Origin of the sequence: Magnetospirillum aberrantis SpK, from assembly GCF_011022235.1 — a bacterium.
Classification (GTDB): Bacteria; Pseudomonadota; Alphaproteobacteria; order Rhodospirillales; family Magnetospirillaceae; genus Magnetospirillum; species Magnetospirillum aberrantis.
Window position 1 is genome coordinate 180,560 of record NZ_JAAIYP010000038.1, and the last position, 23,281, is coordinate 203,840.

At 66.1% G+C, this 23,281-nt stretch carries 27 protein-coding genes and 1 riboswitch; of the genes, 8 read left to right on the forward strand and 19 right to left on the reverse strand.

Annotated features, from left to right (window positions below; genetic code table 11):
- Positions 1-32 precede the first annotated feature (32 nt).
- The gene (locus G4223_RS11950; RefSeq protein WP_163679754.1) at positions 33-947 is read left to right on the forward strand and encodes a bestrophin family protein; all 915 of its coding nucleotides are present in this window, start codon (positions 33-35) and stop codon (positions 945-947) included.
- On the opposite strand, the gene G4223_RS11955 is transcribed toward G4223_RS11950, so the two are convergent.
- From G4223_RS11955 to ahcY, 10 genes are all read right to left on the reverse strand, one after another.
- The gene (locus G4223_RS11955; RefSeq protein WP_338086873.1) at positions 948-1,454 is read right to left on the reverse strand and encodes a hypothetical protein; all 507 of its coding nucleotides are present in this window, start codon (positions 1,452-1,454) and stop codon (positions 948-950) included.
- Positions 1,455-1,541: 87 nt separating this feature from the next.
- Entirely contained in the window at positions 1,542-2,000 is a 459-nt protein-coding gene (gene rlmH, locus G4223_RS11960; RefSeq protein WP_163679757.1) for a 23S rRNA (pseudouridine(1915)-N(3))-methyltransferase RlmH, read from the reverse strand.
- A gap of 4 nt (positions 2,001-2,004) precedes the next feature.
- Positions 2,005-2,373: a ribosome silencing factor gene (gene rsfS, locus G4223_RS11965; RefSeq protein WP_163679761.1), complete on the reverse strand. Its 369-nt coding sequence runs from the start codon at positions 2,371-2,373 to the stop codon at positions 2,005-2,007.
- Between the two features lie 38 nt (positions 2,374-2,411).
- Positions 2,412-3,038, reverse strand: coding sequence for a nicotinate-nucleotide adenylyltransferase (locus tag G4223_RS11970; RefSeq protein WP_163679764.1), 627 nt, complete (start codon positions 3,036-3,038; stop codon positions 2,412-2,414).
- A gap of 106 nt (positions 3,039-3,144) precedes the next feature.
- Complete coding sequence (locus G4223_RS11975; protein ID WP_163680383.1) at positions 3,145-4,383, reverse strand: glutamate-5-semialdehyde dehydrogenase; 1,239 nt, start codon at positions 4,381-4,383, stop codon at positions 3,145-3,147.
- Positions 4,384-4,409: 26 nt separating this feature from the next.
- Positions 4,410-5,531: a glutamate 5-kinase gene (gene proB, locus G4223_RS11980; RefSeq protein WP_163679767.1), complete on the reverse strand. Its 1,122-nt coding sequence runs from the start codon at positions 5,529-5,531 to the stop codon at positions 4,410-4,412.
- Complete coding sequence (gene obgE, locus G4223_RS11985) at positions 5,506-6,690, reverse strand: GTPase ObgE (protein WP_163679770.1); 1,185 nt, start codon at positions 6,688-6,690, stop codon at positions 5,506-5,508. Before obgE ends, proB begins: the two co-directional genes overlap by 26 nt.
- A 137-nt stretch (positions 6,691-6,827) precedes the next feature.
- Positions 6,828-7,094 carry a 50S ribosomal protein L27 gene (rpmA, locus tag G4223_RS11990; RefSeq protein WP_163679773.1) on the reverse strand — a complete coding sequence of 89 codons (267 nt, stop codon included), beginning with the start codon at positions 7,092-7,094 and terminating at the stop codon, positions 6,828-6,830.
- Positions 7,095-7,122: 28 nt separating this feature from the next.
- On the reverse strand, positions 7,123-7,425 hold the full coding sequence (rplU, locus tag G4223_RS11995) for a 50S ribosomal protein L21 (protein ID WP_163679778.1): 303 nt from the start codon (positions 7,423-7,425) through the stop codon (positions 7,123-7,125).
- Positions 7,426-7,933: 508 nt separating this feature from the next.
- Positions 7,934-9,325: an adenosylhomocysteinase gene (gene ahcY / locus G4223_RS12000; protein WP_163679781.1), complete on the reverse strand. Its 1,392-nt coding sequence runs from the start codon at positions 9,323-9,325 to the stop codon at positions 7,934-7,936.
- Positions 9,326-9,555: 230 nt separating this feature from the next.
- Between ahcY and G4223_RS12005 the strand changes: the two genes are divergently transcribed.
- Positions 9,556-10,653: a glycerol dehydrogenase gene (locus G4223_RS12005; RefSeq protein WP_163679784.1), complete on the forward strand. Its 1,098-nt coding sequence runs from the start codon at positions 9,556-9,558 to the stop codon at positions 10,651-10,653.
- A 91-nt stretch (positions 10,654-10,744) separates the two neighbouring features.
- Positions 10,745-11,845, forward strand: a complete 1,101-nt coding sequence (locus tag G4223_RS12010) for a GGDEF domain-containing protein (RefSeq protein WP_163679786.1) — start codon at positions 10,745-10,747, stop codon at positions 11,843-11,845.
- Here G4223_RS12010 and G4223_RS12015 read toward each other — a convergent pair whose 3' ends face one another.
- From G4223_RS12015 to G4223_RS12050, 8 genes are read right to left on the reverse strand one after another with little or no spacing between them, the layout of a single operon-like run.
- Positions 11,846-12,262: a cupin domain-containing protein gene (locus G4223_RS12015; protein ID WP_163679788.1), complete on the reverse strand. Its 417-nt coding sequence runs from the start codon at positions 12,260-12,262 to the stop codon at positions 11,846-11,848.
- A gap of 1 nt (position 12,263) precedes the next feature.
- On the reverse strand, positions 12,264-14,063 hold the full coding sequence (gene ptsP, locus G4223_RS12020; protein WP_163679790.1) for a phosphoenolpyruvate--protein phosphotransferase: 1,800 nt from the start codon (positions 14,061-14,063) through the stop codon (positions 12,264-12,266).
- Positions 14,064-14,116: 53 nt separating this feature from the next.
- A complete protein-coding gene (locus G4223_RS12025) occupies positions 14,117-14,416 on the reverse strand; it encodes an HPr family phosphocarrier protein (protein WP_163679792.1) in 300 nt (99 codons plus the stop codon).
- Positions 14,413-14,820, reverse strand: coding sequence for a PTS sugar transporter subunit IIA (locus G4223_RS12030; RefSeq protein WP_163679794.1), 408 nt, complete (start codon positions 14,818-14,820; stop codon positions 14,413-14,415). Before G4223_RS12030 ends, G4223_RS12025 begins: the two co-directional genes overlap by 4 nt.
- A gap of 13 nt (positions 14,821-14,833) precedes the next feature.
- Positions 14,834-15,784: an RNase adapter RapZ gene (gene rapZ / locus G4223_RS12035; protein ID WP_163679797.1), complete on the reverse strand. Its 951-nt coding sequence runs from the start codon at positions 15,782-15,784 to the stop codon at positions 14,834-14,836.
- Positions 15,784-16,215, reverse strand: coding sequence for an HPr kinase/phosphorylase (locus tag G4223_RS12040; RefSeq protein ID WP_163679800.1), 432 nt, complete (start codon positions 16,213-16,215; stop codon positions 15,784-15,786). Before G4223_RS12040 ends, rapZ begins: the two co-directional genes overlap by 1 nt.
- A 57-nt stretch (positions 16,216-16,272) precedes the next feature.
- Entirely contained in the window at positions 16,273-17,898 is a 1,626-nt protein-coding gene (locus G4223_RS12045; RefSeq protein WP_338086874.1) for a stimulus-sensing domain-containing protein, read from the reverse strand.
- Complete coding sequence (locus G4223_RS12050; RefSeq protein ID WP_163679802.1) at positions 17,882-18,583, reverse strand: response regulator; 702 nt, start codon at positions 18,581-18,583, stop codon at positions 17,882-17,884. Before G4223_RS12050 ends, G4223_RS12045 begins: the two co-directional genes overlap by 17 nt.
- A gap of 120 nt (positions 18,584-18,703) precedes the next feature.
- Positions 18,704-18,956, forward strand: a riboswitch (cobalamin riboswitch).
- 96 nt (positions 18,957-19,052) lie between these two features.
- On the opposite strand from G4223_RS12050, the gene G4223_RS12055 reads away from it, so the two are divergent.
- Genes G4223_RS12055 through G4223_RS12070 form a run of 4 tightly spaced genes read left to right on the forward strand, consistent with a single transcriptional unit; the run spans position 19,053 to position 21,521 of the window.
- Complete coding sequence (locus G4223_RS12055) at positions 19,053-19,700, forward strand: energy-coupling factor ABC transporter permease (RefSeq protein WP_163679805.1); 648 nt, start codon at positions 19,053-19,055, stop codon at positions 19,698-19,700.
- On the forward strand, positions 19,700-19,969 hold the full coding sequence (locus tag G4223_RS12060; protein WP_163679808.1) for an energy-coupling factor ABC transporter substrate-binding protein: 270 nt from the start codon (positions 19,700-19,702) through the stop codon (positions 19,967-19,969). The genes G4223_RS12055 and G4223_RS12060 overlap by 1 nt, the downstream gene beginning before the upstream one ends.
- Entirely contained in the window at positions 19,966-20,691 is a 726-nt protein-coding gene (gene cbiQ, locus G4223_RS12065; RefSeq protein ID WP_163679811.1) for a cobalt ECF transporter T component CbiQ, read from the forward strand. Before G4223_RS12060 ends, cbiQ begins: the two co-directional genes overlap by 4 nt.
- A complete protein-coding gene (locus tag G4223_RS12070) occupies positions 20,682-21,521 on the forward strand; it encodes an energy-coupling factor ABC transporter ATP-binding protein (protein ID WP_241004085.1) in 840 nt (279 codons plus the stop codon). The genes cbiQ and G4223_RS12070 overlap by 10 nt, the downstream gene beginning before the upstream one ends.
- 321 nt (positions 21,522-21,842) lie before the next feature.
- Here G4223_RS12070 and G4223_RS12075 read toward each other — a convergent pair whose 3' ends face one another.
- On the reverse strand, positions 21,843-22,310 hold the full coding sequence (locus tag G4223_RS12075) for a copper chaperone PCu(A)C (protein WP_163679815.1): 468 nt from the start codon (positions 22,308-22,310) through the stop codon (positions 21,843-21,845).
- Positions 22,311-22,393: 83 nt separating this feature from the next.
- Here G4223_RS12075 and G4223_RS12080 point away from each other — a divergent pair, with 83 nt between their 5' ends.
- Entirely contained in the window at positions 22,394-23,104 is a 711-nt protein-coding gene (locus tag G4223_RS12080) for a HugZ family pyridoxamine 5'-phosphate oxidase (RefSeq protein ID WP_241004086.1), read from the forward strand.
- The last annotated feature ends 177 nt before the right edge of the window (positions 23,105-23,281 follow it).

Consider the following 23,281-nt stretch of genomic DNA (forward strand, 5'->3'; position numbering starts at 1 on the left):
TGGCGGGCAAAGATGTTAAAGCAGCCGCCACCATGATCGTCCGCGACAATCCTTCCGCCTGGCAATTGCTGTTCATCCTGCGCGGTTCCATCCTGCCGCGCATCGGCCGGCCACTGGCGCTGACCGTCGGCATCGCGGTGGCCGCCACCCTTTTGCACGGCCGGCTGTTCGACACCAAGATCACCCTGACCCCCATTCCCTTCAGCTTGATCGGGTTGGCGCTGGCCATCTTTCTGGGCTTTCGCAACAACGCCACCTACGACCGCTGGTGGGAAGCCCGCAAATTGTGGGGAGAATTGCTGATCCGGGCCCGCAGCCTGACCCGGCAATGGCTGTGCCACGTCACCCCCGCCGATGAAGACCAGCACCGCCGTCAGGTCTATCGCCTGATCGCCTTTGCCCACGCCCTGAAACACGCCTTGCGCGGCGAGGGAACGGACCATACCGGCGACTTCCTGAACCAAGACGAGCGCCCCGGCTGTGTCGCCGCCGCCAATCCTCCCGACGCCATCCTGCGTCGTGTCGGAGCCGAGTTGGCGGCGGCGGTAGCTGGCGGCCGGGTCAACCCCATGCTGGCCGCGGCCATCGAGAACAATCTGGACGGCCTTGCCGCCGTCCAGGCCGGATGCGAACGCATCCGCACCACGCCGCTGCCCTTCGCCTACACCTTGCTGTTGCACCGCACGGCCTATCTTTATTGCCTGATGCTGCCGTTCGGGCTGGTGGACAGCATCGGCTACGCCACGCCGGTGGTGGTGGGGCTGATCTCCTACACCTTTTTCGGCCTCGACGCGCTGGGCGACGAATTGGAGGAACCGTTCGGAACCCAGGCCAACGCCCTGGCCCTGGATACGCTGTGCCGGCGGGCGGAAATCGACCTGCGCGCCGCCTTGGGCGAACAGGACTTGCCCGAGATGCCCAAGCCCGTGGATTTCTGTCTGATGTGATCAGCGCCCCAACAGGCCGTCGATCTCGCCCTGATCCATGGCGCGGTTGGAACCATGGATGATGGCCGAAGCGCAATCCATCAACGCCTGGGCTGTCCGCGCCAGCACCCGGCACGATTCGCCCAATTGTTCGGGGCCGGCGCCACCGGCGATTTCCGCGTCGATGCGATCCACACCCTCGACGATCAGGGTGTTCAACTGCCGGATGGTTTCCTCGAACGGCAGACGGTAGACACTGGGCACCCGGTCATAGGCCTCGACGGCCAATTGCTTGTCGCGGAAGGTGGAATCGGCGAAATGGTCCTTATAGGACTTGGGTTGCCACAGCTTGCATTCCTCGATCATGTCCGGCATGTCCGGCAGCATGTCGAGCAGCATGACGATCTCGTTGAAATGGTTGAGGTAATCCGTGGCAAGCAGAGTCTGGGCGCTGATGTTGGTGCCTTCGACCCGCTGGCGATAGTCCTCGAACCCGGCCAGCTCGTCGGACGGAATATCGACGTCCACTCGTCCCTCTCCCTTACCTTCCCCCAACCATATCCTGGCTTGCAGGTCTTCTAAATTCAAGGAAAACGCGCGGGGGATAAGAACGCATCAGGCGCGATGATAGGGGTGCCCCGAAAGGATCGCCTGGGCCCGCCACAATTGTTCGGCCGCCATGGCACGAACCAGCATGTGCGGCCAAGTCATGGCCCCGAACGACAGCATCAGGTCGGCACGCGCCCGCACCGCGTCGCCATGGCCATCGGCGCCACCGATCAACAGCGCCAGATCGGCGACGCCGTCGTCACGCCACCGCCCCAGGCGACGGGCGAAATCCTCGGAACCCATGGATTTTCCGCGTTCGTCGAGCGCGATCACCACCGCGCCGGCAGGAATGGCGGCCAACAGCAATTCCGCCTCGCGCGCCTTGCGGTCAGGCACCGGCAACGGCCGTTTTTCCTCGACCTCGCGCAAGGTGAGCGGCGGCGTCAGACGGCGGGCATATTGCTGGAACAGGTCAAGCTCGGGGCCGGGCTTGGCCCGACCCACCGCAGCCAACCACAGTTTCACCGCTTTAGACCGAGGCCTGAACGGCCGAGGCGAAAGCGTCCTTGGTGCGTGCCCCCAAACTGGCCGGACGGGTGCCGCCCCACATCTTTTCCAGATTGTAGAAGGCGCGAACCTCGGGCCGGAACAGGTGGACGATGATGTCGCCGCCATCGATCAGCACCCAGTCGCCCTGGGGCAAACCCTCGACCGACACAGGCTGGCCGGCGTCCTTGAGCGCACGCATCAGGTGGTCGGCCATGGCGCCGACCTGACGCGACGATGCGCCCGACGCCATGATCATGTGGTCGGCGATGGACGACTTGCCGCGCAAATCGACCACGACGATGTCTTCGGCCTTGTCGTCATCAAGCTTGGCAACGACAAGATCGACCAATTCTTCCGCCGAGGCGATGGCGGGCTGGGACCGGGTGGTTATGGGTTTGCTCCTTCAAAAAAGCCTGGCCTTTGGCTGCGAATGGCGGTGGCCGAGGCGGGATGCAGCCGGGTATGCAAATAGACCCAAGCCGGCAACGGACGCTTCACCAGACCGCGCGCAGCCCGATCGGCAAGCCGGAAACGCGACAGGCGCCGGGCAGCCTTGGCCGCCAGCGCCTTCTGAGAATAGGGAGCACGCGCCAGAATCGCAACCGGAACAGCCTGGAAAATACGGGTCCAGCGTGCCCAGCGAGCCATCTGCGCCAGATTGTCCGCCCCCATCAGCCAGACGAAGCGGACGCGGGGGAACCGGGTCGCCAGTTTGCCCAGCGTATCGACGGTATAGCGGGTGCCCAGGTCCGTCTCGATGGCGGTGGCGTGCAGACGCGGATGCCCGGCCACCACCCGTTGCGCCGAACGCAACCGCGTCGCCAGGGGGGCCATGCCGGCCGATGGCTTCAGGGGATTTTGCGGACTGACCAGCAACCATACCTGATCCAGCCCCAACAATCCCAAGGCGGTCTCGGCCACATGGCGGTGGCCGTCATGGGCGGGATTGAACGACCCGCCCAACAGCCCGACCCGAACCCGCCGCCGGTCGCCCCAGGGATTGAGCGGGATCATCGCGGCAACCTGGAACAGTGATACGGATGAACACGGATGAACGCGGAGCGTATCAGCGGCACCACCCATCCGAGTCCATCCGTGTCCATCCGTGTCACCTTATTCCTCAGCCCGGCCGGGTCTGGCCCGAGCCCAGCACCTTGTACTTGAAGGTGCAAAGCTGTTCGACGCCGACCGGACCACGGGCATGCATGCGGCCCGTCGAAATTCCGATCTCCGCCCCCATGCCGAATTCGCCGCCATCGGCGAACTGAGTCGAGGCGTTCCAGCACACGATGGCCGAGTCGCAGCCGTTAAGGAAGGTTTCGGCCGCGGCCGGATCCTCGGTGACGATGGCTTCGGTGTGGTGACTGCCGTTGGCGTTGATGTGGTCCACCGCCGCCTGCACGCCGTCCACCACCTTGACCGAGATGATGGCGTCCAGATATTCGGTGCGCCAATCCTCGTCGGTGGCGGGCACCACGCGGGGATCCACCGCCTGAGTCGCCGCATCGCCGCGCACCTCGCACCCAGCCTCCAGCAGGTCGCGTACCAGCACCGGCAACAACGCCTGCGCCTGGGCATCCACCAGCAAGGTTTCGGTGGCGCCGCAAATGCCGGTGCGGCGCATCTTGGCGTTCAGCACCAGCTTGCGCGCCATGTCGGAATCGGCCGCGCCGTCCACATAGGTATGGCAGATGCCTTCCAGATGCTGGAACAGCGGGATACGGCTTTCCCTGGCGACCCGCTCCACCAGCGACTTGCCGCCGCGCGGCACGATGACGTCGATATAATCGGTCATGGTCAGCATCTCGCCCACTGCCGCGCGGTCGGTGGTGGGGACCATCTGCACCGCGTCCTGGGGCAACCCGACGGCCTCGATGCCGGCGCGCAACGCCGCCATGATGGCCTGGGACGAATGATAGCTTTCCGAGCCGCCGCGCAGGATGGCGGCATTGCCCGATTTCAGGCACAGGGCAGCGGCGTCGGCGGTGACGTTGGGACGGCTTTCATAGATGATGCCGATCACCCCCAGCGGCACGGCGACGCGCTGGATGCGCAGGCCGTTGGGACGGTCCCATTCGGCCAGCACCCGGCCGACCGGATCGGGCAATTCGGCGACGACCTCGAGCCCGGCGGCCATGCCCTCGATGCGGACATCGTTGAGCAGCAGGCGATCCAGCAGCGCCTTGGTCAGGCCCTTGGCCTCACCCGCCGCCATGTCCTTGGCGTTGGCCGCCTTGATCGACTCGGCCTGAGCCCGCAGAGCCGCCGCCGCGCCGCGCAACGCCGCGTCCTTGGCCGGGCCCGGCACCAGCGCCAACTGGCGGGCGGCGGTGCGGGCCTTTTGGCCCAGGTCGGTCATCAGCGTGTGCAGTTCGGTGCTCACAGTCAGCCCTCCATCACCAGATCGTCGCGGTGGATCAGTTCGTCGCCGCGCGAATCGCCCAGCAATTGGGCGATGTCGGCGGAACGGTGGCCCATGATGCGGCGCGCGTCGGAAAAATCATAGGCGGCAAGGCCACGCCCCAGAACGCGGCCATCGGGGCCGCGCACCAGAACGCAGTCGCCGCGTTCGAATTCGCCCTCGACCGCCGTCACCCCGGCCGGAAGCAACGAGCCCCCCTTGGCCAGCGCGCGGGCGGCGCCGGCATCGACCACGATGCCGCCTACCGGTTTCATGGCGCCATAGATCCATTGCTTGCGTGCCGTGCGCGGGCCGCCCTCGGGCAGGAACCACGTCGCCCGCGCGCCGCTCTCCAGGGCGGTCAGCGGGAACAGCGGCTCGCCCTTGCAGATGGCCATGCGGCAGCCGGCGGACAGACAGATGCGCGCCGCCGCCAGCTTGGTGACCATGCCGCCCGAACCGTAGCCGGTGCCGGGATCGCCGGCCATGGCCTCGATCTCGGGGGTGATCTCGTGTACCTCGGGCAGATAACGGGCCGTGGGGTTGTGGCGCGGGTCGGCGGAGTAAAGCCCGTCGATGTCGGAAAACAGCACCAGCGCGTCCGCCGAGATCATCTGAGCCACGCGCGCCGCCAGCCGATCATTGTCGCCGAAGCGGATTTCGGTGGTGGCGACGGTGTCGTTCTCGTTGATCACCGGCACCGCCCCCAGCCGCAACAGGGTTTCCAGCGTCTGCCGCGCGTTGAGGTAACGGCGCCGATCATCGGAATCGAACAGGGTCAACAACACCTGGGCGCAGGTGATGCCGTGGCGGGCCAACGCTTCCTGATAGGCATGGGCCAACTGAATCTGACCGGTGGCGGCGGCGGCCTGTTTCTGGTCGAGGGTCAGGGGAGGCGTCAGGCCGAGATGGCGGCGCCCCACCGCCACCGCGCCCGACGACACCAGTACGACCTCTTGCCCGCGCGCCCGGCAGCGGGCGACGTCGGCACACAGGCTTTCCAGCCATTCGCGGCGAATGTGACCGGTGGCTTCGTCCACCAGCAGGCTGGAGCCGACCTTGACGATCAGGCGCTTGGCGTCAGCGATCGGACTCGTCGTCGTCATCCTCTTCCTCGTCGGCTTCGTCGTACCAGATCCATTCGCCGTCGGCGCCGTAATAGCCGTCGTCCTCTTCCTCGGCTTCGGCATCCTTCATGCGGCGGTAAAAGCCTTCGTTGCCCTTCTTGCCGACACCGGCGGTGACGGCTGCGGCGACGATACCGGGCTCGGCCGCCTTGGAATCCTTGATCTCGACCAGCAGTGACCCCAGGATTTCCTTAAGCCCCATGCCGGCCACGCCGGACAGGCGGAACACCTTCTGGCCGCAGGCTTCCTCGAGTGCCGCCAGCTTTTCCGCGATGTCCTCCTCGGTCAGCGAGTCGCACTTGTTGAGCGCCACCACCTCGGGCTTTTCATCCAGGCCACCGCCATAGGCCGCCAGTTCGCCGCGCACCACGTGATAGGCCTCGGCCACGTCGTCGCCCGTGCCGTCCACCAGATGCAACAGAACGCGCGTGCGCTCGATATGACCCAGGAAACGGTCACCGATGCCGGCGCCTTCGTGGGCCCCCTCGATCAAACCGGGAATGTCGGCCAGGATGAATTCGTCACCGCCCAGATAGACCACGCCCAGATTGGGGTGCAGGGTGGTGAAGGGATAATCGGCGATCTTGGGGCGCGCACGGGTCACCGCCGCCAGGAAGGTGGACTTGCCGGCGTTGGGCAGACCGACCAGACCGGCATCGGCGATCAGCTTGAGACGCAGCCACACCCACATTTCCTTGCCCGGCCAACCGGGATCGCCACGGCGCGGCGCCTGATTGGTGCTGGTCTTGTAATGCAGGTTGCCGAAGCCGCCGTCGCCGCCGCGCAACAGCACCAGGCGCTGACCGGCCTCGGTCAGGTCGGCCAGCACGGTGTCCTTGTCCTCGGACAGGATCTGGGTGCCCACCGGCACCTTGAGGACCACGTCGTCGCCCTTGCCGCCGGTGCGCTGCCGGCCCATGCCGTGCATACCCTTGGCCGCCTTGAAATGTTGTTGGTAACGGTAGTCGATCAGGGTGTTGAGGTTATCGACGCATTCGATGACCACGTCACCGCCACGGCCGCCGTCACCACCATCGGGACCGCCGTATTCGATATATTTCTCGCGCCGGAAGCTGACGGCGCCGGCACCGCCGTCACCGCTCTTGATGAAAATCTTGGCCTGATCGAGGAATTTCATGTGTCTGCCCTCAGGCGGCGGGCAGGGGCACCGCGCACGCCGGGTGCCTGGGGCACCGCATTATGTCGAAACGGCAAAAAGGGGAACGGTCCTTGACCGTTCCCCTTTCGCAAAACCTTTCCGTCGGGGACGGCCGATTACTCGGCGGCCTCCGGCAGCGGCGCCACGTCGATGAAGGTGCGCTCGCCGCGATGGCGGAAGCTGACCTGACCGGCGGTGGTGGCGAACAAGGTGTGATCCTTGCCCATGCCGACATTCACGCCGGGATAGAACTTGGTGCCGCGCTGACGGACGATGATGTTGCCCGAGATGACGAGTTCGCCGCCGAACTTCTTGACGCCGAGGCGCTGACCCGCGGAGTCGCGGCCGTTACGGGACGAACCACCAGCCTTTTTATGAGCCATGGTCTCTTACTCCTAAAACTTCCGCGGCTCAGCCGGCGGTGATGTCGGTGATGCGCAGGATGGTGAGGTCCTGGCGGTGGCCGTTCTTGCGGCGCGAATTCTGGCGGCGGCGCTTCTTGAAGATGATGAGCTTCTCGCCACGGGCCTGGGCGACGACGGTGGCCTTGACCTGGGCGCCGGCCACGACCGGAGCGCCGATCTTGTCGCCGACCATCAACACCTGATCGAGCACGACCTCGGAGCCCGCTTCACCGGCCAGCTTCTCGACGCGGATCACGTCGTCCTTGGCCACCTTGTACTGCTTACCGCCGGTCTGAATGACTGCGAACATCACGATTCGTCCTGAGCAAAAATGAACTGGCGCGCCCAGGGCTTCCCGGCGCGAGAGGGCGCAACTATACTCGGGACGACCCGAGAGTCAAGCGATTGATGGGCCACATTTTCGCGACCCGCGCATGGCCGGCTTTCCCCGGAATCACACGAGGCGGCCCGCCGTCACGGACCGCCTCGCTCGATAGCTAGATCAGAACCATCATGAAACCAAGGGCCAGATAAGCAACCCCAGGAAGAGACGCGACGCCGGCTTCGGCGAGCAGATGGAACCGTGCCATTTTTACCCCCTGTCGTTCCCATGACTGCCGCCACGCGGCCCATGCAGGTCCCAACCGGGGAATGCAGCGACATTAACCAATCGCTAAGACTCTGTACACTGCGCATTACGAAGCCCACACCTGCACCACGCGCACACGTAATTGTTTTAATGAACTCTAAAACGCACACACAGAAAAAGGGCTCCCCCGTTCGGGGGAGCCCTTCATCCGCCATCAGGACAACACGGTTTAGTAGCGGTAGGTTTCCGGCTTGAACGGACCCTCGGCCGCGACGCCGATATATTCGGCCTGACGCTGGTTCAGCTTGGTCAACTGGGCCCCCAGCTTACCCAGGTGCAGGGCGGCGACCTTCTCGTCCAGGGTCTTGGGCAGCACATAGACCTTCTTCTCGTACTTGCCGGGATTGCAGAAGATCTCGATCTGGGCCAGCACCTGGTTGGTGAAGCTGGCCGACATCACGAAGCTGGGATGGCCGGTGGCGCAGCCCAGGTTGACCAGACGGCCCTCGGCCAGCAACAGAATGCGCTTGCCGTCGGGGAACTTGATCTCGTCCACCTGCGGCTTGATGTTGGTCCACTGGAAGTTCTTGAGGCCGGCGACCTGGATCTCGCTGTCGAAGTGACCGATGTTGCAGACGATGGCCCGGTCCTTCATGGCGCGCATGTGGTCGACGGTGATGACGTCCACGTTGCCGGTGGTGGTGACGAAGATGTCGCCGCGCGGGGCGGCTTCTTCCATGGTCAACACCTCGTAACCTTCCATGCAGGCCTGAAGGGCGCAGATCGGGTCGATCTCGGTGACGATGACGCGGCAGCCCTGGCTGGCCAGGCTCTCGGCCGAGCCCTTGCCCACGTCGCCGAAGCCGGCGACCACGGCGACCTTGCCGGCCAGCATGACGTCGGTGGCGCGGCGGATGCCGTCAACCAGGCTTTCGCGGCAACCGTACTTGTTGTCGAACTTGGACTTGGTCACCGAGTCGTTGACGTTGATGGCCGGCCACAGCAGGGTGCCCTTCTTCTCCATTTCATAGAGACGATGGACGCCGGTGGTGGTTTCCTCGGTCACGCCGCGGATGGCGACGCCGTTGCGGGAATAGAAGGTGGCATCGGTGGCCAGCTTCTTCTTGATGGAGGCGAACAGCACCTCCTCTTCCTCGCAAGTCGGGTTGGACAGCACCGAAAGATCCTTCTCGGCCCTCATGCCGAGATGGATCAAAAGGGTGGCGTCGCCGCCATCGTCCAGGATCATGTTGGGGCAGCCGCCGTCGGCCCATTCGAAGATCTTGTGGGTGTATTCCCAGTACTCTTCCAGGCTCTCGCCCTTGACGGCGAACACCGGGATGCCGGCGGCGGCGATGGCGGCGGCGGCGTGATCCTGGGTCGAGAAGATGTTGCACGACGCCCAACGGATGTCGGCACCCAGGGCCTTCAGCGTCTCGATCAAGACACCGGTCTGGATGGTCATGTGCAGCGAACCGGCGATGCGGGCGCCCTTCAGCGGCTGCGACGGGCCGAACTCCTCGCGGGTGGCCATCAGGCCGGGCATCTCGCTCTCGGCGATGTCCAGCTCCTTGCGGCCCCAACCGGCCAGGGAAATGTCGGCAACCTTATAATCGGTCATGATCTCGCGCCCTTTTTGCGGGGATTGTCCTGATCCCGTTGTACCAGCCTCGGGCGACAATGGCAACGATGATATAAAGATATGTTTATGTGGGAATGAAATGGCGCCACCTGTCCTGCATTTTTCGCGCCCCTGTGCGCATCAGCCCCCACGGCAACGCATGAACACACAGGCGCAAGAGGCGTAAAGTGGTATGACCATTTGCAGGGCGGCCGCCAAGGAGGGACGCCATGATCACCACATCCATTTTCCCCACCCGTTATGTCCAGGGAGCCGGCGCCATCGCCATGCTGCCGGAAGAAGCCCGCCGGCTGGGCGACACCGCGTTGGCGGTGGTCGACCCGCGCGTGCTGCCCGCCGCCGCCGCCGTGGCGCAAAAAGGCGCCATCGTCATCGCGCTGGAAGCATTCGGCGGCGAATGCTCGGACGAAGAGATCGAACGGATTTCTGCCCGCGCCCGCGCCCTTGACGCCAATGTCATCGTCGGCATCGGCGGCGGCAAGGCGCTGGATACCGCCAAGGCGGTGGCGCATGCGCTGGGCCTGCCGGTCGCCATCGTTCCCACCCTGGCCTCGACCGACGCGCCATGCAGCGCGCTCAGCGTCATCTACACCGCCGAAGGCGCGTTCAAGCGCTATCTGGTGCTGCCGCGCAATCCCGACCTGGTATTGGTCGACAGCCAGATCGTCGCCGACGCGCCGGTCCGCTTCCTGGTGTCGGGCATGGGCGACGCCCTGTCCACCTGGTTCGAGGCGGAAGATTGCAAGATCAGCGGCGCCGCCAACATGACCGGCCGGCCGGGCGGCATGACCGCCTTCGGTCTGGCGCGTCTGTGCTACGACACGCTGTTGGCCGACGGCGTCGCCGCCCGCAAGGCGTGCGAGGCGCGCAAGGTCACCCCGGAACTGGAGCGGGTGATCGAGGCCAACACCTTGTTGTCCGGCCTGGGATTCGAAAGCGGCGGCCTGTCCGGGGCGCACGCCATCCACAACGGTCTGACCGTGCTTGAGCCGACCCATGCCTTCTGGCACGGCGAAAAGGTGGCCATCGGCACGCTGTCGCTGTTGATGCTGACCAAGCGGCCGGCCGCCCTGGTAGCCGAAGTGTTCGGCTTCTGCGAGGCGGTGGGGCTGCCCACCACCCTGGCCGACATCGGGCTGGCGGACGCCACCGACGAGCAATTGCGTCAAGTGGCCGCGATGGCCTGCGCCCCCGGCGAGACCATCCACAACATCAAGGGCGACGTCACGCCGGAACAGGTGTTCGCCGCCATCAAGGCAGCCGACGCGGAAGGACAACGGCGCCGCCACCGCCACGCGGCGGAATAGGCGGCCCGCACGGCCGGACCCCTCCCCCCTGGTCCGGCCGCCGCCTTCGGGCTAAGATGGCGCCCCGAGGACGTCACGGGAGCGCCGGTGGATGGAAGACGCGGTTTCGCGGGTAATGGATTCCCGCCTGGGTGACCTGTTGGCACGCTGGCGAGAGAGCTTCGACCCCGAGGGGATGCTGCGTCCGCTGGAAAACCTTTCCCCCCATGGCGACCATCTGTTGCTGATCGCCATCGAGGACCAGGGGTGTCGCTACCTGCATTACGGCCAGGCCTTCGTCGAACATTTCGGCGTCGACCTGACCGGACAGGTGATCGACACCCTGGCGCCCGAGATCCTGGCGCCCGAGCGGCGCGGCATGCTGGAATTCGACTACGCTTTCGTCCAATCCCGCCAAGCGCCGCTATGGCGGTCCTACACCGCCAACTTCGCCACCGACGCCAAGGGCGCCAGCGTCATCGAGACATGGCAACGGCTGGTGCTGCCGGCCGGCGGCAACCTGTTGGCGGTGGGCGCCTATCCGGTCGAACAAAGCCAGCCGGACGGCGAGGCGGAAAGCCTGTTGCGGCTGGTGGTGGAACGGGTGCCGGTGGTGCTGGACCGCGATGGCCGCATCTGCGATTTGGCCCTCAGCCTGCGGGATTATTCCGACACCCAGCGCCATGCCGCCGAGATGGAGGTTCTGGCCAACCACGATGCCCTGACCGGCACCGCCAATTTGCGCCATTTCCACCGCCTGACCGGGCTGGAACTCAGCCACGCCCGCCGCATGAACCGCTCCTTGGCGCTGTTGGCGCTGGACCTCGACCATTTCAAGCGCATCAACGACCAGCACGGACACGCCGCCGGCGATCTGGCGCTCAAGACCTTCGCCGCCACCTGTCGCCGCGCCTTGCGCGATCCCGACATCCTGGGCCGCTGCGGCGGCGAGGAATTCGCCATCGCCCTGCCCAGCACCGGGCTGGACGGCGCGCTGGTTCTGGCCGAGCGGCTGCGCGCCGCGGTCGAGGAATTGCGGGTGCCGCTTCCCGGTGGCGAGGTGCTGGATTTCACCGTCAGCATCGGCGTGGCGGTGGCCAATCCCGGCGCGGAGGGCACACCCGACGTCTCCGCCCTGATGGCCCACGCCGACCGCGCCCTTTACGCCAGCAAGAAGGCCGGACGCAACCGGGTCAGCATCGCCGGGGAATAGCTATTTCTTGTCCACCACAACGTTCTCGGTGCCTTCGGCCCCCATGGACACCGCCAGGATGCGCACCGGCACCGTGCCGGTGTTGAGGCCCTTGTGGCTGACGTTCATGGCCTCGACGAAGCCGGCCCCCGGCCCAAAGGTCTGCTTGCCCGAAGCGCCGTAATCCACCGTCACCTCGCCCTCGAGGATATAGGCGAACATGGGCGCCGGATGATGGTGCAGAACGGTTTCCGTCCCCGGCGCGATGGTGACCACCACGGCGTGGACCTTGGGCGCGCCAGTGGTCGGATAGCGGATGTCCTCGCCCACCACCGTCTTGGTGGTGTCCACCAGCTTGACCGCCGGATAAGCGTCTTCGGCCAGGGCCATGCCGGGCGAAAGCAGCGCCACCAGCGCCGCGAAAGTCACCATGCGCATGCTAAACGTCTCCCCCATTGAAACTATCGAGCAACTGAGCGATGCGCGAACTATCGCTCTGGTCCATGATAGCACGGGCGCGACGGCTTGCAGCCCCCAGATCCAGGGTGCGGATACGCTGTTTGACCACGGCGACGTTGGTCGCCGACATGGACAGGTCGTGGATGCCCAATCCCAGCAACAGCGCGGTGAAACGGGGATCGCCCGCCACCTCGCCGCAGACGCAGACCGGAATGCGGGCCCGCAGCGCCGCCTCGGCCGAGAACTGGATCAGACGCAGCACCGCCGGATGCAGCGGATTGTAAAGGTGCGCCACCGTCTCGTCGGCGCGGTCGATGGCCAGGGTGTATTGGGTCAGGTCGTTGGTGCCGATGGCGAAAAAGTCGGCATGCCACGACAGCGCGTCGGCGGCCAGCGCCGCCCCCGGCACCTCGATCATCACCCCCAGGGGCGGCAAGGGATCGGCCATGGGCACATGGTCGCGGCGCAGACGTTTCACCACCCGCTCCATGACCGCGCGCACCGCCCGCATTTCCTCGACGGTGGCGACCATGGGAATCAGGATGCGTAGCGGACCGAAAGCCGAAGCCCGCAGACAGGCGGCCAATTGCGCCTCCAGAAGGTCGGGCTGGGCCAGCGACAAGCGCACGGCGCGCAGTCCAAGGGCCGGATTCGCTCCTGGCGAGATGCCCAGGCCACGCGCCAGCTTGTCGCCGCCGACGTCCAGCGTGCGGACGGTGACCGGCCGTCCCTCCATGCGGCACACCAGATCCCGCAACACCTGGAACTGCTCTTCCTCGCCCGGCAGATCGTCGCGGTTCATGAACAGGAATTCCGAACGCAGCAGGCCGATGCCCTCGGCCCCCGACGCCAGCACGGATTGGACCTCGCCGGGCAGCTCGATGTTGGCCTGAAGCTGGATGTGCACACCGTCGCGGGTCACCGCCGGCAAGTCGCGCAGCCGGTCGAGCGCCCGCCGCCCGCGCAGGAAGGCGGCACGGCGGCGGCGGTAATCCTTCAACACTTCGGGACGAGGGTTGACGATGACCTTGCCCTCGCGGCCATCGATCACCACCACGTCGCCCGAGCGCACCCCCTTCATCAACCCGGCCACCCCCACCACCGCCGGCAGGCCCAGCGAACGGGCCATGATGGCGGTGTGGCTTTCGGCACCGCCCAGCACGGTGGCAAGCCCGGCCACCTGGCGCGGATCAAGCAGGGCGGTGTCGGCCGGGGTCAGTTCCTCGGCCAGGATCACCGCGTTGCGGGGCAGCACCTGGAACGGACGATAGGGCATGCCCGTCAAATTGCGGATCAGCCGGCGCCCCAGGTCGCGAATGTCGGCGACGCGGGCCGACAGATAGGAATCCTGCATGGCCTCGAAGGCATGGGCGATCTCGTCGATTTCACGCTGGACGGCGGCTTCGGCGTTGACGCGATCACGTTCGATGCGCCCGCACACTCCGCGAATCAGCCTGGAATCGCGCAGCATTTGCCGATAGGCGTCGAGCAGATAGCCCAGTTCCTCGGCGGCCGCGCCCTCCAATCCCTCGGCCTTGATCTGCAATTGCGCCACTTCGCGGCCGGCGCGCTCGGCGGCGTCGGCGAAGCGGGACAATTCGGCGGCGACGCGCGATTGCGGCAAGCGGTATTCGGCGACGGTGACCGCCTCGGCGGCATGGCGATGGACGACGCCGATGGCGACGCCACGGCTGACACCGGTGCCATCAAGCACAAGTTCGGCGCCAGCGCTGGAAAGCGCCAGACGGGGCGTGTCGACGTCGGTGGTGGTGGCTGTCATCCGTCTCCTTCTCGAACGCGTCCGTCCCTGTGCGTTATTGCTTATTTAGGAGTTCAATCTTCCTCGTCGAACTTTTTCGCGATCAGGCCGCACAGCGCCTCCAGCGCCGCGGCGGCCTGGGTGCCCTCGGCCCTCAGTTCCACCGAACAGCCGGGCGCGGCGGCCAGCATCATCAATCCCATGATCGACAGGCCGGACACCTCGGTTCCGCGGTGGGCGACGTGGACCTGAGCGTCGAAGGTGGCGGCCAGCTTGACGAACTTGGCGGCGGCACGGGCATGCAGGCCGCGCCGGTTGCAGATGGAGGCCGTGCGCTTGAGCTCCTCGCCCGAGCAGGCGGAAAGGTCGGTCATTTACGGTCCTGGGTCAAAAGCTTGGATGCGACATTGATGTATTTGCGCCCGGCTTCCTGGGCCGAGGCGACCGCGTTGGCCAGCGGTTCGGAATGGCGCACGCTGGCCAGCTTGATCAGCATGGGCAGGTTGACGCCGGCGATCACCTCGACCTTGGCCTTGTCCATGATGGAAATGGCCAGGTTGGACGGCGTGCCGCCGAACATGTCGGTCAACACCACGACACCGGTGCCGTCGTCGCACCGCGCCACCTGTTCCAGGATGTCGTTGCGCCGTTGTTCCATGTCGTCGTCCGGGCCGATACAGACCGCGCCGACATTGGGCTGAGGGCCGACCACATGTTCCATGGCGGCGACAAGCTCGTCCGCCAATCGGCCGTGGGTGACAAGTACCAATCCGATCATAGCCATCCCCTTGTCAAACTCCCCCTGCTTCGAGCTCGCGATGGCGCAGCTCGACCCGAACCCCACGCTGTTTCAGCCATGCCGCCAGACGTTCGGACACGAAAACCGAACGGTGCCTGCCCCCGGTACAGCCGATCGCGATCGTCAGATAGCTTTTCCCCTCGGCGGAAAAGCGCGGCAGCAACGGCGCCAGAAGGTCGGTCATGGACTGGAAGAAAGCCGGAAAGGCGACATCGGCCGCCACATAGGCCGCCACGCCGTCGTCGCGCCCGGTCAACGGCTTCAGATCCGCGACGTAATGCGGATTGGCAAGGAAACGCGCGTCGAACACCAGATCCGCCTCGCGCGGCAGGCCGTTGCGATAGGCGAATGAGGTGACGAACACCATCAGCCCCTGATCGGCGCCGACGCCGAAATGACCGGCCAACACCCGCTTGAACTGTCCCGGCGCCAGATTGGTGGTGTCGAACACCAGGTCCGCGCGCCGCTTGAGCGGCGACACCAGCGCACGTTCGTGGCGGATGCCGTCGGCCAAGGGCCGGTCCACCGCCAAGGGATGCCGCCGCCGGGTTTCGGTGAAACGGCGGCACAGAACGTCATCGTCGCAATCGAGAAACAGCACCCGCACGTCAAGGCCGCGTTCGTCCGCCAGCGCGTCCAGCGCCTTGGCGATAGGTTCCACGCCGAAATCACGGGTGCGGATGTCGATACCCACCGCCAGCGGCCGGGCCATGGCCTCGCCATCGGCGGGACGGACCAGGGACGGCAACAACCCCACCGGCAGGTTGTCCACCGCCTCGTAACCCAGATCCTCGAACACCTTGAGGGCGGAGGTCTTGCCCGCCCCCGACAACCCGGTGACGATCACCACCCGGCCATTGCCGCCACGCGCACCCACGTCCCGCGGCGAGGCGGCGAGTTGAGTGGGACAGACGGTGTCGGGCGAAGGGGTCGAATGCGTCATCACGGGCGCATTATATCTCGTGTTGCGGAAAGCATCGCAAGGCGAACCTTCGCCGGAGCCGACGCCTCGAACGGCGCCAGGGCCACCCTCGGCACCATCACCCCCAAAAGCTGGGCGGCGCTGGGCTCGGGCAGACGTTCGACGTCCTTGGCCGCCACCAGGTCGACCACCAACGCCAACGGCGCCCGGCCGCGATGGGGAAGCCGTACGACCCCCACCCCCCGTACCTCGAGCAGACCGGCGATGGTTTCAGGGGCGGAAACGAACAGACGGCCGCCGTCATGGCTGACCGCGCTCTGGTCGTCGGCCACCAAGGTGGCGCCGCCATCGATCAGCCGAAGCGCAAGGTCGGACTTGCCGCTGCCCGACGGGCCGCGGATCAGGACGGCGTGGCCGCCGATTTCGACGCTGGTGGCATGAACCAGATGCATGAACGCAGGGTGGAGCGGCAAAGCGGGCGAGTCAATCCCGCCCTTTCCCTTATCCCCTCAGGCGTCACGCGCCAAGGGCAGGACCACGACGAAGCGGGCGCCGCCCTGCGGACGGTTCTCGGCCCAGATGCGTCCGCCATGGGCCTGGACGATTTGTTTGCTGATGGACAGACCCAGGCCGGAATGGGTGCCGAACTTCTCGGACGAAGGCCGTTCCGAATAGAAGCGGTCGAAGATGGCCTCGAGCTTGTTGTCCGGGATGCCGGGACCGTCATCCTCGACCTGAATCCGCACCGACGCCCCTTCGCGCCATGCCGAAAGCGAAATAACTCCGCCCGGCGGACTGAACGACGCGGCGTTGCCGATCAGGTTGCGCAACACCTGCACCAGACGCCCCTCGATTCCGACGACCACCAGCGGATCGTTGGCCGGCACCCGCACCCGATAGTCAAGCCCACCTTCGTCTTCGCCGGTGGAACGGTAGATGTCGCACAGCGTTTCCAGCATGGCCGCCACGGCCACCGGCTCGTTCTCGGCCCGCGACAATTCGGCGTCGATGCGCGAAGCGTCGGAAATGTCGGTGATCAGGCGATTCAGACGTTCGACGTCGTCCTGGACAATGGCCAGCAGTTTGCGCTGCTTCTCGGGATCGGTCAGCCGCGCCGCCGTCTCCACCGCCGAACGCACGGATGTCAGCGGGTTCTTGATCTCGTGGGCGACGTCGGCGGCGAAGCGTTCGATGGCGTCCATGCGGTTCCACAGCGCCTCGGTCATTTCCTTGAGCGCACGCGACAACTCGCCGATCTCGTCGCGGCGGGCGGGAAAGTCGGGAATGCGGTGGCGGCGTCCATGCCCGTGGCGCACCTGTTCGGCGGCCAGGGCCAGGCGGCGGATGGGTCGGGCGATGGTGCCCGCCATATAAAAGGACAAGGCCACGGTCAACGTCAGCGCCGCCACGAATATCTGAAGAATGTTGACGCGCACCTGGAACAGGCTCTTGGCGACGTTGCGCCCGTCGGCCTGGACCACCAGGGCGCCGACCACCTGTTTATAGCGCTGAACCGGCACCGCCACCGACAAGACCAATCCGCCGGCCCGCGAGCGCACCGCCGTACTCTTGCGGCCGGCCAGCGCCGCCATGGCCTCGGGCCAGTGTTCGGCACGGTCGTCGGCGTGTTCCCGATGCGGCGACAAGGTGGGGTCCTTGGGCATCCAGGTGGTCACCGCCTCCCACCATTGCCCCAGATGGGCGCGCCAGCCGGGACCGGCCGGCGGCGGCAGTTCCTCGATCAGGATGTTGCCCTTGACCGACAGCAATTGCCGAGAATCGGCGGCCAGTCCGCCCACCGCGTCGAACAGGCGGATGCGCACCTTGGCCGGTTCGGCCAGACGGCGGACCATCTGTTGCGCCAGATCGGGATTGAGTTCCAGAAAGCCCAGCGCCTGTTCGCTGACCGCGCCTTCGCCCACCGCGCCGGCAACCATCTCGGCCTGGGTGGTGAGCCCCGCCAACTCGCCCAGGATCAGCCCCTGTTTGTAGCGGTCCATGTAGAACAGGCCGGCCACCAGCAAGATGGGCGCCACCAGATTGACCGCCAGGATACGCCGGGTCAGCGGCGAACTGAGCGGCCGCCAGCGGCGGAAGCGGCGGCGCGGCGGCGCGAACTCAGAGGGAATCGTCACGATAGCGGTAACCCACGCCGTAAAGGGTCTCGATGTGGGCGAATTCGTCGTCTACTTCGCGGAACTTCTTGCGCAGACGCTTGATGTGGCTGTCGATGGTGCGGTCGTCCACGTAGATGTGTTCGCCATAGGCTTGGTCGATCAACTGGTCGCGGTTCTTGACGTGGCCCGGCCGCTGGGCCAGCGACTTGAGGATCAGGAACTCGGTCACCGTCAGATCGACGCTTTGGCCCTTCCAGGTGCAGACGTGGCGGGCCTGATCCAGCACCAAATGCCCGCGCACCAGGGTCGAGCCGGCCGCCGGCTCGGGATCGGCCGCCGCCTCAAGCCGGCGCAGCAACGTCCGAATGCGCTCGATCAGCAGTTTTTGCGAGAACGGCTTCTTGATGTAGTCGTCGGCCCCCATGCGCAGCCCCAGCAACTCGTCCACCTCGTCGTCCTTCGACGTCAGGAAGATCACCGGAATGGCCGATTGCTTGCGCAACCGTTGCAGCAATTCCATGCCGTCCATGCGCGGCATCTTGATATCCAGCACCGCCAGATCCGCCGGCTGGGCCGTCAATCCGCGCAACGCCTCGGACCCGTCGGTGTAGGTGCGGACCTTGAAGCCCTCGGCCTCAAGCGCCATGGACACCGAGGTCAGGATGTTGCGGTCGTCATCGACCAAGGCGATGGTGTAACTCACGACGGACTTCCCTCCCAACTGGGCTGTTGCGCAGCAAGGGTTACCCAATCCCTTTGTCCTGGCAACCCCCGCACGCCCGGTGCGGCATCTCGCGGCAATTGACAGGGCGATTGCGGCAAAATTATAGTTCGCCCCGATGGTTCCCCGCAGGTGCACGATGTGCGCTTCGGGGTGAAAAGGGAACCCGGTACGGCAGCCGAAAAGGCGGCTTATTCCGGGGCTGCCCCCGCAACTGTAGGCGGAGAGGTTCCGGCCGTTCGCGATGCCACTGGCCCGTCCACGAAAATCCACTCGTGCGGCGATCACGCTGGGAAGGCTATGCCGGACCCCATGACCCGCGAGCCAGGAGACCTGCCATCGCACCCGCGTGCGCACGCTTTTCCGGGCGGGGTGTCCTGGAATCGTGGTTCGTCCCCTGGCGACAGGGGGGGACTGTGCGCCCGCTTTCGCGGATGTAAGGTGGATTGACATGCATATCATGGAAGGGTTCCTTCCCGTGGCCCACGCGGTGGGCTGGACGGTCGCTTCGGCACCGTTCGTGGTGGTCGGCGCACGCCGTCTCAAGACCGTGCTGGCCGAACATCCCGAGGCTCGGCTGAGCCTGGGCGCCGCCGGCGCCTTCGCCTTCGTGCTGTCGGCGCTGAAACTCCCCTCCGTCACCGGCTCGTGCTCGCATCCCACCGGCACCGGCCTGGGCGCCATCACCATGGGCCCGGCGGTGATGAGCGTATTGGGCACCATCGTCTTGTTGTTTCAGGCGTTGCTGCTGGCCCATGGCGGCCTGACCACGCTGGGGGCGAACGTGTTCTCCATGGCCATCGCCGGCCCGTGGATCGCCTGGGGCGTGTGGAAGCTGGCGGGCAAGATGGGCGCGCCGGCCGCGCTGGCGGTGTTCCTGGGCGCCTTCCTCGGCGATCTCGGCACCTATGTGGTGACTTCGGTGCAATTGGCCCTGGCCTTCCCCGACGCCACCTCGGGCATCTTGGGGGCATTCCTCAAGTTCGGCGGCATCTTCGCCATCACCCAATTGCCGCTGGCGGTGGCCGAAGGCCTGTTGACCGTCGTCGTCGTCAACCTGCTGGCGTCGCGCCAGGCCGGCACGGAGTCCAAAGCGTGATGACCCGCACTTCCAACACCTTGCTGCTTTTGCTGGCGGTCCTCATCGTCGCCGCCCCCATGCTGCTCAAGCTGCCCGGCGAATACGGCGGAGCCGATGGCGCCGCCAAGGACGCCATCGCCGAGACCGGCTACGAACCGTGGTTCGAGCCGCTGTGGGAACCGCCCTCGGGTGAGATCGAAAGCCTGTTCTTCGCCCTTCAGGCGGCACTGGGTGCCGGCGTGCTGGGCTTCGTGCTGGGATACCGCCGGGGACAGCGCCACAAATGATCCCATCCGACCGGCTGGCCCATACCAGCCGTTGGCGGAAACGTGCGTTGGCGGAAAAGGCTTTGCTGTCGCTGGGCCTTCTCGTCCTGGCGCTGGCGCTGCCCCCATGGCCGGGGGCGGCGCTGGTGCTGGCGGCGGCCGTTGTCTGTTCCGTCACCGCCGGCACCCCCTTGGGCGCGCTGGTCCGGCTGGCGGCCGGGCCGCTTGCCTTCATCCTGACCGGCGCCGCCACCTTGACCGTCCAGGGCGGTCCCGAAGGATTGCATTTTTCCCAAGCCGGCGCCCATCAGGCCGGACTTTTGGTCCTGCGTTCGTTGGCGGCGGTGTCGGCACTGTTACTGCTGACCGTCACCACCCCGGCCTCGGATCTGGTCCAGGGCCTGCGCCGCCTGGGCCTCCCGGCCGAAGTGGCCGAAGTGGCGCTCACCACCTATCGCTTGCTGTTCGTTCTGCTGGACACCGCCGCCGCCATCCACACCAGCCAGGAGGCGCGCCTGGGCACCGTCGGCTGGCGGCGGCGCATCCGGTCCACCGGCCTTTTGCTCGGCAACCTCTTGCCCCGCGCGCTCGACCGCGCCCGCCGTCTTGAACTGGGGCTGGCGGCACGCGGTTTCGACGGCAGCCTGCGCACGCTGTCGCCGGCCCGCCCGGTCCGCCCGGCCAACGTGGCGATCATCGCCATGCTGTTGATCGCCTTGGGAGGGGCGGGTTTATGGATATGATCCTTGAAGCGCGCGGCCTGCATTACGCCTATGCCGGCGGGGTGGCCGCGCTCGATGGTCTCGACCTTTCGGTGGAACGTGGCCGACGCCTCGCCATCCTTGGCCCCAACGGCGCCGGCAAGACCACCTTGTTGATGCATCTGAACGGCACCTTGCGCCCCGCTGCCGGCCAGGTGTTGCTGGACGGCGAGGTTCAGACACACGGCCGCGCCGCCCTGGCCGCATGGCGGCGCCGGGTTGGGCTGGTGTTGCAGGAACCCGACGACCAGTTGTTCGCCCCATCCGTGGCCGAGGACGTGTCGTTCGGCCCCCTGAACCTGGGCCTGTCCGAAGACGAGACCCGTGCCCGCGTCACCGAAGCCCTGGACAGCCTGCGTATCGGCGACTTGGCCGAACGCCCCACCCACATGCTGTCTTTCGGCCAGAAAAAGCGCGTCGCCATCGCCGGCGCGGTGGCCATGCGTCCCGAGGTGCTGTTGCTGGACGAACCCACCGCCGGCCTGGACCAGTTCGGCGCCGTTCACCTGTTGGCGGTGTTGGAGAAATTGCGGACCGGCGGCGCCACCTTGGTATTCACCACCCACGACGTCGATCTGGCCTGGGCCTGGGCCGACACCGTCGCCTTGTTCGTCAACGGCAAGGTCGTCCGTCAAGGCCCCCCCGAGGACGTCCTGGCCGATACCGAGGCCCTGGCGCAAGCCCGCCTCAAGCCGCCGCTGCTGCTGGATCTGGGCTTGGCTGCCCGCGATCACGGTTGGCTCCCCCCCAGCGCCCGCCTGCCGCGCACGCGGGCCGAAGCGATGGCCCTGATGGAAAATATCAGCCGATAAAACAGCGGCTTAACGCATTTTCCGGCAAAAAAACGACGACGTTCATACCTTTGTTATATGCCGTTGCGCGTATTCATACGCGCAACGCGAACGCCGTTTGCATCCATAGGGCAGGATGTCCTCAATCGCGAACGGGAAAGAGGTGATGAGAAAGCGGCCCCTCCACAAATCATCGGCCCGCTTTCACGCCAGCGAGAACAAGAAAAACCGAGCAGCAAGAATCCCGCCCGGAAGGCGTTTCCTGCCCCACCCCCCCACGCTTTCCGGACCGGGCAAGCCCCCTTCCCTTACCCCAGGGGAAGGGGGCTCAATTTTTCCCGTTCAGCGCTTGCCGCCGTGCATGGCCCCTACCGGCTGAACGTCGACGGTGACGGTGACCTTTCCGGCCTGGGCGAAGGTCAGCTCCATGGGAAAGCTGGTTCCTTCCTTGAGCGGTCCCCTAAGGCCGATCAGCATGACGTGCAGCCCGCCCGGCTCCATGACCACGGTCTTTCCCGCCGGCAGCTCGATGCTTTCCACCGCCACCATGCGCATGACGTCGCCGTCCTGAAGGTGAGTGTGCAATTCCGCCACCTTGGACACATCGACAGCGGCCGACAACAGGTTGTCGGTGACGGAACCGGTGTTGGCCATGGTGAGGTAGGCGCCGCCGGCCGGAGCCCGCGCCGGGGTGGCCCGCGCCCAGGCTTCCTTGACTTCGATGGTGCCGACCTTGGCCTCGCCGGCCAGCGCAGGCAATGCCAGCACGGACACCGACACGGCGAGCACGGTTCCCAGCAACCTTTTCATCTGCGATGATCCTTCCCCGATATGACACGGTTTCGCCCGCGATTCGCGGAGCGACATGGTAGAGCTTAGGGACAATCGACACCATGGCCCATGACGCCGATCAAATGAAGACCCCGGATCTTCCCGCCGACAACCGTCAGGCATTGCGACAGGTGGCCCGTTCCTGCCGCAAGGCGGTGCTGTCCACCCTGGCGGCCGATGACGGCAGTCCCTATGGGTCGCTGGTCACCGTCGCCTTCGACCTGGACCTTTCCCCCATCCTGTTGCTGTCGGGACTGGCCGACCACACCCGCAACCTGATGGCCGCCCCCGCCTGTTCGCTGCTGCTGGACGGCACCGACGGCCATCCCAACCCCCAGACCGGGCCGCGCGTCACCCTGTGTGGCCGGGCCGAACGGGTCGATGAGCCACGGCTGCGCGCCCGCTTCCTGGCCCGCCATCCCGGCGCGGCGCTGTATGCCGATTTCGGCGATTTCTCGTTGTGGCGGATCATCCCCACACGCACCCATTTCGTCGGCGGCTTCGGCCGTGCCGTGTGGTTCGACGCCCCCTTCGGCCTTGCTCCCACCCAGATCGCCCAACTGGCCGCCGCCGAAGCGGCGTTGCTGGAGGATGCCAACGCCCGCTGGGGCGAACGACTGGGCGACGGCTGGCGGATCGCCTCGCTGGACCCGGACGGCGCCGATCTATCCAATGGGCAGGAATTCCGCCGCCTGATCTTTCACTCGCCGATTGACGGACCGGAGCGGGTTCAGACCGCCCTGGCGGAATCCCTGAACCATGCTTCCGGCTAAGTCTTTCGCATAGGCCTCAGTCTACTAAGGGCATTGCCCGCGCGCCGCCGGGAAGCTATCTTCGGCTCCTCTTCACGGCGGCGGCGTGGGCATTACGCCCGTGTCGGATACGGCGATCGAAACCCGCGTCTTCCGCATCATGGCGCGGCAGCTCTCTGGGGCCCGGAAAACGGCCAC